Here is a 12,776-nt window from a genome sequence, read left to right on the forward strand (position 1 = left end):
TGAACGTTCAAATACACAAAACAGACCAGAACCAAACAGGTTCGAACGGGCGGGTCACAGCAAACGCCCACCCTCCCCACGCCGTCAAGACCTGGGCGCGGGGAGGGTGGGCTCCGAAACCGTTCTGTTATCCCCGCGCGGCGTCCGGAGCGCCGAACACGGTCCCCGGGGTGACCGGGATCCCCCGCGCCATGGCCTCGAAGTCCAGGATCGGATGGGTCAGGATCTCCTCGACCTCGTCGGTCAGGAGGTTGCCCAGGATGAACTCCTCCTCCGCACCCGACCCGAAGGTGACCACCTGCCCGCTCGACTGGATCATCCAGTTCAGCAGCTCCCGCTCGCTGCTCTCCGCGAGGTGGATCTCCCGGCCGGGGTGGTCGCGCCGGATCCCGTCGACGACCGCGCGGACCTCCTCCACCGCCACGCCGAGCCTGCGCACCGTGGCTGGCGAGGCCCGCCGGCCCCACCACTGGAAGATCACCCACTGGGCGACCGACGGGTGGGACAGCACCTCCGCGGCGAGCTCCGGCAGTTGGTGGAGGTTCTCGGCACTCGCCACCGTGTGCACCCGCACCCGGTCGAAGCCCTCGGCGTCGCACAGGGCGAGGGACTCCAGCAGCGCGTCGAGGAGTCTGTCGTCCGGACTCCGGCGGAAGGCGCGTTGCACCTCCGGCGTGACGGCGTCCAGCGGCAGCCGCAGCGAGGACAGGCCGTGGAGCCGGGAGAGCTTCTCGGCGGTGAGCGTGTAGCCGGTGGTGTCGAGGCCGACCTTGAGGCCACTGGCGATGGCGTCGTCGACCACGTCGAAGACCGGCGGCCACAGCAGCGGGTCGCCGCCGGCCAGGACCAGGTCGGTGGTCCCGTGCGCGGCCAGCTTCCCGACGATCCGCCTGGCCTGGTCGAGGTCGATCTGCTCCGCCGCGAACGGGTTGTAGCAGCCCTGGCAGGACATCGGACAGCGGTTGTTGATCGACCAGTTGACCCGCCGGACGCGGCGGCCGGTACGCGACTGGTCGGCCCGGCCGCGGATCCCGGCCACCAGCCGGGCCAGGCGGACGGCCTGCGGGAGGGTGGCGCCGGCGAGCAGTTCCTCGGCCCGTTCGACGGCGGCCGCGGTGGCGTTGTTCTGGAGCAGGAGGAAGGCCAGGCGCCACCGCATGGTCTCGTCCCCCCGGTCCTGGCCCAGGGCCTGTTCGACCCGCTCGGTCAGGGCGCCGAGGTAGCCGGGGGTGAAGTTGGCGGGCTCCAGGCGCCGTTGGAACGCGTCGGCTATCGAGCCTCGTTCCAGGGCCCGGTCGTAGCCGGCCCGCAACGGGTGCGGGGGCAGGATCTCCACGTGCTGCCGGGTGGGCATTCGGTGTTCTCCGGTACGGGTCAGTTCGGGGCGGACGGCAGCATGATGACCATCGAGTCGGCGGACGACAGGCCCATGCCCTCGACGAAGACGGCGTCGCGGACGAGCTGCGCGATGGCGGGGTGGGTGGGGGTCGCGAGGTAGCGGGCGGTGGAGTCGAGCGGGGTGATGTCGTGCTCGGCGATCAAGGTGCGCAGCGAACCCGGCAGGTCGTCGAGGCCCTCGCGCATGTCCTCCAGGTCGAACCGGTCGGCCAGCCGCATCGCCGCCCTGCGGGCCTTGGCGAGGTTGGTCGTCGGGTCCAGGATGGTCGCCTTGGCCAGGTAGTAGGGGACGGGCTGCATCATCCAGGCCAGCGCCGCGCCCGGGTCGTCCTCGTCGCGGCCGGAACGGTCGAAGGCCTCCGACCCGAGCCCGAGGCCGTCGCAGAACCACTCGGGCCGCATGCTGATCCGGTAGTGGGCGTGCCCGGCCAGCCGGAACGCCGGGAGCATGGCTATGACGGACGTCGTCTCGATCCGGAAGGTGTCGGAGATCCGCCGCATCGTCCGCCCCACCACGGCCCGGACCTCCGGCACGTCGGCCCCGTCGGCCACGACGTGGATCAGGTCGAGGTTGGAGACGATGTCACCGGTGGGCCCGGTGCGGTGGTCGCCACGGGCCAACGAACCGGTCGCCGCCACTGACATGCCGGTCACGTCCGCGAACTCGCGGGCCAGCTCCTGGAACAGCCGGGGGACGTCTTCGGGTCTCACGCGCTTCCTCGGGTGTCGGCTACGGACGTGGAGTCGACGCCATCTCTTCCAAGACTGCTCACATCATGGAGAGTTGGCGTTCAGATGGGCACCCTAACAGCGACCCGCCACAAATGGTCGCGTTTGCACCACATATCTCACACACCACAGCTGACGGACCGACACAAGCGGTCTCAACCAGTCACTCAAGCGCCGCCCGCCGCACGTAGATCGGGTGGGCATCCAGCCCGACGAACGCCAGCGCCCCCACCGCACCGACATCACACTTGCGCGAGATGTCGGCCGGGCCGACTTCTCGCGCAAACCTCATCAGGTCAGCACGACCGGCGTGCCCGTCAGGTCCACGCCCGCCTGGCGGAGTTCGCCGAGGGCGGTGACCGTGGTCTCGGTGGCCACGCCCGCCGTGTAGTCCAGCAGCACCCTGGTCGCGAACCCGGCCTTCACGGCGTCCAGCGCCGTCGCCTTCACGCAGTGGTCGGTGGCGATCCCGACCACGTCCACGGCGTCCACGCCCTGGCCGCGCAGCCAGTCGGCGAGCCGGGTGCCGTCCGCCGCGAAGCCCTCGAACCCGCTCTTGGACGCCGAGTGCGCGCCCTTGAAGAACACCTCGTCCACCGCGCCCGCGTCGACGGCGGGCGCGAAGGACGGGTGGAACTCGCCGCCCTCGCTGCCGACCACGCAGTGCACCGGGAAGGACTCCCGGAAGTCCGGCTGCGCCGAGAAGTGCGGGCCCGGGTCGATGTGGTGGTCCCGGGTCGCGACCACCCGCGCCCAGCCCTCCCGCTCCGGGCCCTGGACCAACTCGGCGATCGCCCGGGCCCGGTCGGCGCCCCCGCCGACCGGGACGCTCCCTCCCTCACAGAAGTCCTTCTGCACATCCACCACGATCAGCGCGCGAGCCATCGACCGGCCTTTCCTCGGGGGTACGGGATTTCGCGGCCAGCTTGACGCCTTCGAGGTGCGTGGACGAAGCAACCCGGGCTGGCGTTCACCCGGACGGGCCTGGCGCGGCGATCAGCACGCCCCAGCAGCATCGCCAAGGCCCGCAGCGGAGCGTTCGAGGGAGTCGGTCAGCCACAGGTAGGACAGGCCGACCGTGACCGGATCCCCGCCCGCCTCGGCCACGAGCCGCCAGTAGCGGCGCATCCGCCGGTCCCGGTCCACAGCCACGTAAGCCAGCAGGCGGCCTCGGAACTTCGGGGTGTCACGGTCGCCGCGGACGGAGGCGTGGGCCGCGACGAACCGGTCGAGTGCGGGGCCCACCCGGGGCGGCTCACCCGCCCGTACCAGGGGCTGGGCCAGCGCGCACGCCTCGCCGATCCCGCTCACCAGCTCGTCCTCGTCGGCGATCAGTGCGGCGCCGGCCCGCGCCCTGGCCAGCAGGCCTCGGCTCAGTTCCCGGTCCCCGGCCAGGGCGAACAGCTCGGCGAACGCGACCACCTGCGGCGGGGTCGGGTCGGCGGGCGGCTCGGGTACGGCGATCGCCACGAACGCGGTGAGCATCGCCTCCGACACCGGGGCGACCATCGCACGTCTCCAGAAGTCGATCAGCGCGTCCCGGGCGGCTCCCCCGCCCTCCATAGCGGCCAGCAGCTCCAGCCTGGCGGCCCGGTCGGCCGGTCCGGCCTCCTCGACCGCGCGCAGCGAGGCCCGCCGCCAGGCCAGGTCCGCGAGCCGCACGTCGAGCACGGCCCGCTCGGCGGCGACGACCTCGGCCACGGAGCGTTCGCCGGCGAGCACCTGCCTGATCGAGGGCAGCCCGAGCCCGAGCCTGCGCAGCCGTCGGACCAGGCCGAGCCGCTCCACGGCCACCTGGTCGAACCTGCGGTGCCCGCCCGTGCTGCGCACCGAGTCGACGATGCCCTCGTCGCAGTAGAAGCGGATGGTGCGCACCGGCACGCCGGTCAGCCGGGCCAGCTCGCCGATCCCCAACGTCTCATCGAGCAAAGGCACTTGAACCTCCACCGGACTGGAGTTCCTACCGTATCCAGGTAACCCCGAGAGAGGAGCATCGCGATGGCGATGACGTCGACGCTGGACACCGCACGGCTCATGGAGGGACTGCGGGAGCAGAGCGCGAAGACAGGCCGCGCGGTCGCCGGAAGGGACCCGGACACCCCAGTGCCCACCTGCCCGCAGTGGCCGCTGCGCACCCTCGTCGGGCACCTCGGCCAGGAGCACCGGTGGGCGGCCGAACTCGTCCGTACGCGCGGGCAGTTGCCCGTCCCCGACCCGTGGCAGGCCGACCCCGGCGCCCCGGACGGGTGGGCCCGGTGGCTGCGCGAGGGCGCGGAGGACCTGGTCCGCGCGGTCCAGGAGACCGGCGCGGACACCGAGTTGCCCACGTTCTTCGGGCCACGGCCGGCGGCGTTCTGGCTCCGCAGGCAGCTGAGCGACACCTGCGTCCATCACTACGACGCCGCGTCGGCGACGGGCACCGCGTTCGAGATCGCCGACGACCTCGCGGCCGACGTGATCAGCGAGAACCTCGACCTGCTGTGCACGCCGGCCTTCGAGTCGGTCAGGCCGGCGGCGGCCGGGCTGCGCGGCCGGGGCGAGCGGGTCGGGTTCCGGCCGAGGTCCGGGGAGGGCTGGGTGATCACCAGGGCGCCCGAGGCGCTGCGGTGGGAGCGCGGGCCGGTCGAGGCCGACGTGGTGGTGTCGGGCGCGGTGGCGGACCTCATGCTGGTGGTCTCCCGCCGCCTCCCGCCGCAGGACGACCGGGTGGCGGTGACGGGCGACCGCGCCTTGCTGGACCACTGGTTGACCCACACAGCGTTCTAACCGCCAGAGTTGCGCGAGAAGTCGGCCGGCCCGACTTCTCGCGCGACGGCGTTCGGCTACCGGCCGACCTCGCGGAGGCGGAAGTCCTCGACCGTCTCCCGGCGGATCAGCAGGCGGGCCCGGCCGTCCTTGACGGCGGCCACCGCCGGGCGGCCGACCAGGTTGTAGCCGGAGGCCATCGACAGCTGGTACGCCCCGGCCGCCGGGACGGCCAGCAGGTCCCCCGCGCGCAGGTCGGCGGGCAGGACGGCGTCGCGGACCAGGACGTCGCCGGCCTCGCAGTGCCGGCCGACCACGTCCACCCGGGCCGCGCCCGCCTCCGAGCGGCGGCCCACCAGGCGGACGCTGTACGGCGATCCGTACAGCGCCGGGCGCGGGTTGTCGCTCATCCCGCCGTCCACGGCGGCGAAGCAGTGGCCGTCCGCGGTGTGCTTCACCGACAGCACCCGGTACACGGCGACGGCGGCCGGGCCGGCCAGCGCACGGCCGGGCTCGACGATCAGCCGCGGCACCTCCAGGCCCGCCTCGGCGCAGCGCACCGCCAGCCGGTCGGTCACCCGGACGGCGAAGTCGGCGACGTCGAACTCGGCGTCCCCCGGCAGGTAGCGGATGCCGTGGCCGCCGCCGAGGTCCAGTTCGGGCAGTTCCACACCGTGCTGCTCCCGGATCTCCGCGAGCAGCCGCACCAGCGCGTCCACCGCCTGGAGGTAGGGCTCGACCTCGGTGATCTGCGAGCCCAGGTGGCAGTGCAGGCCGGCCAGTTCGAGCCCGGGCTGGTCGAGCACCCGGGCGATCGCGTCGGCCGCGTCGCCGCCCTCGATCGGGAAGCCGAACTTCTGCCCGCCCACCCCCGTCTGAACCGCCGTGTGGTGCCCGGCGGCGATCCCCGGGACGACCCGGACCAGTACCCGCTGCGGGGTGTCGGCGGCCACCAGGGCGGCGAGCCGGGCGATCTCCGCCGGGCCGTCGATCACGATCCGCCCGACCCGCAGCCGCCGGGCCAGCCGCAGTTCCTCCGGGGACTTGGCGTTGCCGTGCAGCAGGATCCGCTGCGCCGGGAAGCCGGCCGAGGCGGCCAGCCACAGCTCGCCGGAGGAGCAGACGTCCAGACCCAGGCCCTCCTCGGCCACCCAGTCGGCCATCGCGCTGCACAGGAACGCCTTGGCGGCGTACAGCACCTCGGCGTGCGGCAGCGCCCGCCGGTAGGCCCGGGCGCGGTTGCGCACCTCGGCCTCGTCCAGGACGTACAGCGGGGTGCCGAAGCGCTCGGCCGCCTCCGCCAGCCCCACCCCGCCGACCAGCACGTCGCCGCCGGGGCCGGGCCGCGCCGAGGCCGGCCAGGGGCCGCCGAGCGCGTCGACGGCCGGGGCGTCGGGGCGGGCGGTGGAGGTGCCGGTGGAGGGGGCGGGGACGGTGGAGGGGACGGACGGGGCGGTCAGCTGCGTCATGGCGGTACTCCTACGGGGCGGGGCGGGGTTGCGGCACGCGGTGGGCGGGGTCAGTCCTCGAACTGCATCGCGATCCGGCAGTGCGCCGGGCGGCCGCGGTCGTGGCCGACCGTGGGCGCGGGCGCCGGTTCGGGCGGCTCGGGGCTGTCCTGAAGCTCATGCCGTTCCTGTCGGTCCTGCCGGACACCGGCGGGCACCAGGCGGACCAGGCGGCGCGGCGACTGGTCGACGGCGGTGGCGATCGTGCTGCTCACGGGAGGCTCCTCGGGCTCGGGCGGGCGGGCCGCTGTGTGCGGCCCTCGGTTCCAGTGGATGCCCACCGGACGCCGATCGCACCGGGCCTTGACGCGTGGCCTACGCTCCGCCGGGCGTCCTTGACGCCTTCCTGACATCCGCTGCCACGACCGTCACCCGTACGGCCGCACGCGCACCCGAACGTCCGTACGAGCCACCGAACGCCCACCCGGTCCGGATGTCAGGGAGCCGTCAAGGACGGCCGCCCGCACGCCAAGCCCGCGTCAAGAGGCGCGTGGCGGGCGCGGATCCGATGGTGGGCTGGCCGCCGTCCCCGCCGCCACCGAGCCCGCCGCCCCGTTGCCCCGCAGCCCGGGGCGGCCCGGAAGGTCTTCCGAGACGATGCGCCGTTCGGCCCTCACTCCCCCGGACACCACCACGCCCCGAACCGACTGGTTCCGCCGCCCGGAGGGCGTCCGCGAGCAACCCCCGCACGACCGACCGGACGACCGGCCGCACCAACCGCAGCACCACCCGAGCCACCGGCCGACCGGCCCGGACGGCGGCCGCCGCCGGCTCATCACCCGCCGGCAGCTCACCGAGGCCCTGCCCGCCGCCGTCCGCAAGCTCCACCCGCGCACCATGATGCGCAACCCGGTGATGCTCGTGGTGGAGACCGGCTCCGCGCTCACCACGCTCAGCGCGGTGATCCACCCGAGCGTGTTCGCCTGGGTGATCGGCTTCTGGCTCTGGCTGACGGTGCTGTTCGCCAACCTCGCCGAGGCCGTCGCCGAGAGCCGGGGCAAGGCGCAGGCCGAGTCGCTGCGCCGCACCCAGGCCGGGACGACCGCCCGGCGGCTGCTGCACTGGCGGGTCGGCACCCGCGACCACCGCCACGAGGTGATCCCCGCCGAGCAGTTGATGCTGCACGACGTGGTGCTGGTGCCGGCCGGCGAGGTCGTGCCGCAGGACGGCGAGGTGGTCGAGGGGGTGGCCTCCGTCGACGAGTCGGCGATCACCGGGGAGTCCGCGCCGGTGATCCGCGAGTCCGGCGGCGACCGCACCGGCGTCACCGGCGGCACCAGGGTGCTCTCCGACCACCTGGTCGTCCGGGTCACCTCCCGGCCCGGGCAGAGCTTCGTCGACCGCATGATCGCCCTGGTGGAGGGCGCCAACCGGCAGAAGACCCCGAACGAGATCGCGCTCAACATCCTGCTCGCCTCGCTCACCATCGTCTTCCTGCTCTCGGTGGTCTCGCTCCAGCCGATGGCGATCTACGCGCACGCGCCGCAGACCACCGTGGTGCTGGTCGCCCTGATGGTCGCGCTCATCCCGACCACCATCGGCGCGCTGCTGTCCGCGATCGGCATCGCCGGGATGGACCGGCTGGTCCAGCGCAACGTCGTCGCCCTGTCCGGCCGGGCCGTCGAGGCCGCCGGGGACGTCGACGTGCTGCTGCTCGACAAGACCGGCACCATCACCCACGGCAACCGCCGGGCCGTCGCACTGCACCCGCTGCCCGGCGCGAGCACCGAACAGCTCGCCGAGGCCGCCCAGTTGGCATCCGTCGCGGACGAGACCCCGGAGGGGCGCTCACTCGTCGAACTGACGAACCGCCAGTACTGGGTGCCGCCCCGCGCCCCCGGCGAACTCGGCGAGCAGCGGCCCGTCCCGTTCACCGCGCACAGCCGGATGAGCGGCGTCGACCTGACCTGGCCCGACGGGACGAACTGCCTGATCCGCAAGGGCGCCGCCGGCGCCGTCGCCCGCTGGGTGGTGGAGTCCGGCGGGCGGATGCCGATGGAGGCCAAGCCGCTGGTGGACCGGATCGCCGAGGCCGGCGGCACCCCGCTGCTGGTCGCCGTCCACGACCGGCACGGCGCCCGCGCGCTGGGCGTGGTCGAGCTCAAGGACGTGGTGAAGGAGGGCATCGCCGAGCGCTTCGCCGAACTGCGCAGGATGGGCATCCGCACCGTCATGGTCACCGGCGACAACCCGCTCACCGCCCGTGCCATCGCCGCCGAGGCCGGGGTGGACGACTTCCTCGCCGAGGCCACCCCCGAGGACAAGCTCGCCCACCTGCGCCGCGAGCAGGCCGCCGGGAACATGGTCGCGATGACCGGCGACGGCACCAACGACGCCCCCGCCCTCGCCCAGGCCGACGTCGGGGTCGCGATGAACTCCGGCACCCCGGCCGCCAAGGAGGCCGGCAACATGGTCGACCTCGACTCCAACCCGGCGAAGCTGATCGACATCATCCGGGTCGGCAAGCAACTCCTCATCACCCGTGGCGCGTTGACCACCTTCTCGATCACCAACGACGTGGCCAAGTTCTTCGCGATCATCCCCGCGATGTTCGCGAACGCCTACCCCGGGCTGCACCACCTCAACATCATGGAACTGCACAGCCCGACCTCGGCGATCGCCTCCGCGATCATCTTCAACGCGCTGATCATCGTCGCGCTGATCCCGCTGGCCCTGCGCGGCGTCCGCTACCAGCCCGCCTCCGCCACCGACCTGCTCCGCCGCAACCTGCGGGTGTACGGGCTGGGCGGGCTGATCCTGCCGTTCCTCGGCATCAAGGCGATCGACCTGCTGATCCAGTTCGTGCCGGGCCTCGGCTGAGGCGCACGGCGCACCGCGCGCCGCGCGCCGCACGCCGGAGCTGTCAGAAGGACGTCAAGAAGTGTGCGACCGGCGTCATGGAGCCATCAGCGGCGGTACGGACGGCCCGGTTCCGGGGTTCACTGGAATCATCCGAACCAAGGAGTACGGAACCGGGAACACCCGACCGGAGAAACGGAGGCGAACGGCCATGACCGGGACCACCCGAGTGATCGTCGGCCTGAGCGGATCACTGAGCAGTCTGGCCGCCCTCTACCACGCCGTCGGCGAGGCGGCCCGCAGCGAGGCCGTGCTGGTGCCGGTGGCCGCGTGGAACGCGGGCGAACGCGACGGCCTGCGCCCGCTGTCCGAACTGGAGCACGCCGCCCGGCGGCGGCTGGACATCGCCTTCGAGCAGGCCTACGGCGGCTACCCGGCCGGCCTGGTCATCCACCCGCTGGTGGTCAAGGCCGAGCCCGGGCCGGCCCTGGTCGGCGCCGTCACCGGGCCGGAGGACCTGCTGGTCCTCGGTGCCGCCACCCGCCGCCGGTTCGACCGGCTGCGGCACGGCTCGGTGGCCCGGCACTGCCGCCACCGCGCGGGCTGCCGGGTGGTCGAGGTGTCGCCCTCCGCGCTGCTGACCCGGCTCGAACTCCCCGCCCGCACCGGGGCACCGCTCCCGCTGCTCGGGCGTGCCTAGTCCCGTCCCGCGGATCTCGCCGGACAGGCCCTGACAGCAACTCCCCCGAACCCGCCCGCCGGCTCGACGCGTCACCTCACCCACGCCGAGCCGGCGGGCGCCATCGTGCCCGGGCGCGCCGGACCAGGGCCCCTGGTCAAGGCCCGACCCGGCGACGCCCCCAACTGCACCACCGCGTCCGCGTGTTCACGCACCAGCAGCGGGTCGTGGCCGATGAGTGTCAGCGCCACCCCGCGCTCGGCGCGCAGCCGGCCCAGCAGGGTCATGATGCCCACGGCCGTGTCGGCGTCCAGCCCGGAGGTCACCTCGTCGCACAGCAGGACGTCCGGTTCGGCCGCCATCGCCCGGGCGATGGCGACGCGTTGACGCTGGCCGCCGGACAGCTCGTGCGGGTGCCGGGCGGCCAGGTCGGCGGGGAGGCCGACGGCGGCCAGCAGTTCGGCGACCCGGCCGGGGCACTGCTCGTGCGGGGTGGTGTGGTGCAGCCGCAGCGGCCGGGTGAGGGTGGCGCCGACGGTCCGGGCCGGGTTGAGCGCGCCGAGCGGGTTCTGCGGGACGAGTTGGACGCGGCGGCGCTGCTCGCGGGTACGGGCGTGGTGCGAGCCGGCCAGCGGGGCGCCGTCCAGGGTGAGGGTGCCGCCGGTGGGCGGGTGGAGCCCGGCGAGGACCCGGGCGAGGGTGGTCTTGCCCGCGCCGGAGGGGCCGACGATGCCGGTGCAGCTGCCGGGCGCGAGGTGCAGGTCGACCCCGGTGAGGATCCGGCGCCGCCCGCGCCCGTACCCGACGTGGGCTTCGACGCCGAGCGCGGCCAGCCCGACGGCGGTGCGCGCCGCGACCGGTCCGGACGTGCGGCTCGCCCCGGCCCGGACGGCGCCGCCGCCCGCCCCGGGCCGGGCCGGGGTGAGGACGAGCACCTCGTCGGCGCAGCGGGCGACGAAGGCGGCGTCGTGGCTGGCGAGCGCGACGGCGATGCCGTGCCGGCGGGCGAGTTCGCGCAGCAGGTCGGCGATCTCGTCCCGCAGCGCGGGGTCGAGGCCGGCGCCGGGTTCGTCGAGGAGCAGCAGGTCGGGGCGGCGGGCGAGGGCCCGTGCGAGGGCGACGCGACGCTGCCGGCCGCCGGAGAGGGCGCCGAGGAGGGCGAGCCGGTGGCGGCGCAACCGGCGCAGTGGTTCGGGGGCGAGGGCGAGGACGTCCTGACCGAGGACGGTGACCAGCCCGGTGGCGCGGGCGCCCGGTGGCAGGGCGCCGGCGAGGGCGTGCAGCAGGGTGGTCTTGCCCGCGCCGGAGGGGCCGGTGACGGCGTGCACGCGCCCGGGGCGCAGGTCGAGGCTGACCGGGGCGAGCAGCGGGGTGCCGTCCGCGAGGGCGATGGCGAGCCGGTCGACCCGGGCGGTCGGGTTCTCGGTCACAGTCATTCCGCGTGTCCTCCCCCGAACCGAAATCACTTAGGTTTGCCTACCCTGAAGTTGAGCCCCCAGACAACCCTCCTGCCACACAATGGCTCAGGAGTGACCACCCCGCCGACGTTCTCGGCCGCCGTCCGGCCGTCAGCACCAGGGGGCGGCCGGCGCGCGGCCGGCGTCATTGCGGGTCGTGCAGGTGGTCACTCAACCAGGTCAGCGACGGCGGGAGCAGCCTGGTCCAGGTGGTGAAGTTGTGCCCGCCGGTCTCCACGACGGCCTGGGCGACCACCAGCGGCGGGCGGGCGGCCGCGGCGAAGGCCACGGAGTCGGCGTAGCCGTGGCCGTCCTCCTTGCTGTCGGCGAGGAGGACGGCGAGGGCGGGCATCGGCAGGTGGGCGAGGCGCCAGTTCAGGTCGGCCTCGTCGCGCCGCTGCTGGCTGCCGCCGAAGAGGTCGCCGGTGGTCGCGTCCTCGGCGGCCTTGAAGTAGCCGGACAGCGAGACCGCCACCGGGAAGGTCTCCGGGTGGACCATGCCGAGTTTGACGGCGCAGTAGCCCCCGGTGGAGTCGCCGATCACGCCGAGGCTGCCGGTGCCGTCGAGCACCCGGTAGGAGGCGCGCAGGTCGGCCGGCACGTCGGTGGTGAAGTAGCTCTGGGCCTGCGGGCCGTTCGGGACGTCCTCGCACTCGCTGTCGCGCGGCATCGACGGAGAGGGGCGCACCAGCACCAGGACGGTCGGCTTCATCGTCCCCCGGCGCAGCAGGTCGAGTTCGTACGCCGGGTAGCGCAGCTTGGTGACCAGGTTGGCGGCGTCCCCCGGGAAGCCGGTCATCACCAGGGCGGCCGGGAAGTGCCGGGCCTCGGCGCCGGGCCGGAAGTACTGCGGCGGCAGGTAGACGTACCCGTCGGTGCTGAGCCCGGTGGTGGTGCCGGGCAGCCGGACCCGGTCGAGCCGCCCGATGGTGGCCGGGCTGCGGTCGGCCCCGTCCGCGCCGGTGATCTCGGCGGTGCCGAGCACCTGCACCCCGGCGGGTACCTCGGCCGGGGTGCCGCCGGGAGTGCCGGAAGGGGTGCCGGAGGGGACGGCGGTCGGGCCGCCGGACGGGCCGCCCGCCTGGATGACGCCCGTCGCACGGTCGCGCCCGAACAGGTCGGACCAGCTGCTGTAGAACACGAAGTCGTCGTTGACGGCGAGCCCGAGGGTGGCCAGCAGGGCGAACTGGGTGACGGCGATCGTCCCGAGCCGCAGGAACACCGCGGGCCAGCTGCGGACGGCCAGCCGGGGCCAGACCCAGAGCGTGCCGAGCACCGTGAACACCGCGAACAGTGCCACCAGCGCCAGCAGCTTGTGACTGGTGAGTCCCATCCGGCCTCCCTGGGGCGCGTCCGACCGCGCGACCCAGGGTAGCCAGGACGGGACGGAACGTCACTCCCGCCGTGGCATCGCGAACAGGGGGGCGCGCGCCGGCCCCACCAGGGGGCGCCGGGAAGGCG

11 protein-coding genes are annotated in these 12,776 nt (G+C 74.0%); 3 read left to right on the forward strand and 8 right to left on the reverse strand.

The genetic code is table 11. The features are described from left to right. Nucleotides 1–127 precede the first annotated feature (127 nt). The 4 genes from ACFVHI_RS18230 to ACFVHI_RS18245 form a co-directional block, all read right to left on the reverse strand. Nucleotides 128–1,354, reverse strand: coding sequence for a radical SAM protein (locus tag ACFVHI_RS18230; protein ID WP_380340494.1), 1,227 nt, complete (start codon nucleotides 1,352–1,354; stop codon nucleotides 128–130). 20 nt (nucleotides 1,355–1,374) lie between these two features. Next, nucleotides 1,375–2,109: a hypothetical protein gene (locus ACFVHI_RS18235; protein WP_380340497.1), complete on the reverse strand. Its 735-nt coding sequence runs from the start codon at nucleotides 2,107–2,109 to the stop codon at nucleotides 1,375–1,377. Between the two features lie 309 nt (nucleotides 2,110–2,418). Then, on the reverse strand, nucleotides 2,419–3,012 hold the full coding sequence (locus tag ACFVHI_RS18240; RefSeq protein WP_380340499.1) for an isochorismatase family protein: 594 nt from the start codon (nucleotides 3,010–3,012) through the stop codon (nucleotides 2,419–2,421). Between the two features lie 111 nt (nucleotides 3,013–3,123). Further along, nucleotides 3,124–4,062 (reverse strand): MerR family transcriptional regulator, encoded by a 939-nt coding sequence (locus tag ACFVHI_RS18245; protein WP_380340502.1) that lies wholly within the window; start codon nucleotides 4,060–4,062, stop codon nucleotides 3,124–3,126. Between the two features lie 63 nt (nucleotides 4,063–4,125). On the opposite strand from ACFVHI_RS18245, the gene ACFVHI_RS18250 reads away from it, so the two are divergent. Further along, nucleotides 4,126–4,893: a maleylpyruvate isomerase family mycothiol-dependent enzyme gene (locus ACFVHI_RS18250; protein ID WP_380340505.1), complete on the forward strand. Its 768-nt coding sequence runs from the start codon at nucleotides 4,126–4,128 to the stop codon at nucleotides 4,891–4,893. Between the two features lie 56 nt (nucleotides 4,894–4,949). On the opposite strand, the gene lysA is transcribed toward ACFVHI_RS18250, so the two are convergent. After that, entirely contained in the window at nucleotides 4,950–6,341 is a 1,392-nt protein-coding gene (lysA, locus tag ACFVHI_RS18255) for a diaminopimelate decarboxylase (protein WP_380340507.1), read from the reverse strand. Between the two features lie 50 nt (nucleotides 6,342–6,391). Next, entirely contained in the window at nucleotides 6,392–6,595 is a 204-nt protein-coding gene (locus tag ACFVHI_RS18260; protein WP_063346558.1) for a hypothetical protein, read from the reverse strand. A gap of 382 nt (nucleotides 6,596–6,977) precedes the next feature. Here ACFVHI_RS18260 and kdpB point away from each other — a divergent pair, with 382 nt between their 5' ends. Continuing rightward, nucleotides 6,978–9,200, forward strand: coding sequence for a potassium-transporting ATPase subunit KdpB (gene kdpB / locus ACFVHI_RS18265; protein WP_380340510.1), 2,223 nt, complete (start codon nucleotides 6,978–6,980; stop codon nucleotides 9,198–9,200). A gap of 190 nt (nucleotides 9,201–9,390) precedes the next feature. Beyond that, on the forward strand, nucleotides 9,391–9,879 hold the full coding sequence (locus tag ACFVHI_RS18270; protein WP_063346559.1) for a universal stress protein: 489 nt from the start codon (nucleotides 9,391–9,393) through the stop codon (nucleotides 9,877–9,879). A gap of 71 nt (nucleotides 9,880–9,950) precedes the next feature. Here the strand turns inward: ACFVHI_RS18270 and ACFVHI_RS18275 are convergent, their stop codons facing one another. Both ACFVHI_RS18275 and ACFVHI_RS18280 read right to left on the reverse strand, forming a co-directional pair. After that, nucleotides 9,951–11,294: an ABC transporter ATP-binding protein gene (locus ACFVHI_RS18275; RefSeq protein WP_380340513.1), complete on the reverse strand. Its 1,344-nt coding sequence runs from the start codon at nucleotides 11,292–11,294 to the stop codon at nucleotides 9,951–9,953. A gap of 166 nt (nucleotides 11,295–11,460) precedes the next feature. Then, nucleotides 11,461–12,648 carry an alpha/beta hydrolase gene (locus ACFVHI_RS18280; protein ID WP_380340516.1) on the reverse strand — a complete coding sequence of 396 codons (1,188 nt, stop codon included), beginning with the start codon at nucleotides 12,646–12,648 and terminating at the stop codon, nucleotides 11,461–11,463. Nucleotides 12,649–12,776 lie beyond the last annotated feature (128 nt).

Source organism: Kitasatospora sp. NPDC127121 (assembly GCF_042677305.1).
Lineage (GTDB): Bacteria > Actinomycetota > Actinomycetes > Streptomycetales > Streptomycetaceae > Kitasatospora.

Excerpts from the sequence above, each read along its gene's own strand:
- ACFVHI_RS18230 (WP_380340494.1), bottom strand. The coding sequence starts at position 1,354 with ATGCCCACCCGGCAGCACGTGGAGATCCTGCCCCCGCACCCGTTGCGG.
- ACFVHI_RS18240 (WP_380340499.1), bottom strand. The coding sequence starts at position 3,012 with ATGGCTCGCGCGCTGATCGTGGTGGATGTGCAGAAGGACTTCTGTGAG.
- ACFVHI_RS18250 (WP_380340505.1), top strand. The coding sequence starts at position 4,126 with ATGGCGATGACGTCGACGCTGGACACCGCACGGCTCATGGAGGGACTG.
- lysA (WP_380340507.1), bottom strand. The coding sequence starts at position 6,341 with ATGACGCAGCTGACCGCCCCGTCCGTCCCCTCCACCGTCCCCGCCCCC.
- kdpB (WP_380340510.1), top strand. The coding sequence starts at position 6,978 with ATGCGCCGTTCGGCCCTCACTCCCCCGGACACCACCACGCCCCGAACC.
- ACFVHI_RS18270 (WP_063346559.1), top strand. The coding sequence starts at position 9,391 with ATGACCGGGACCACCCGAGTGATCGTCGGCCTGAGCGGATCACTGAGC.
- ACFVHI_RS18275 (WP_380340513.1), bottom strand. The coding sequence starts at position 11,294 with ATGACTGTGACCGAGAACCCGACCGCCCGGGTCGACCGGCTCGCCATC.
- ACFVHI_RS18280 (WP_380340516.1), bottom strand. The coding sequence starts at position 12,648 with ATGGGACTCACCAGTCACAAGCTGCTGGCGCTGGTGGCACTGTTCGCG.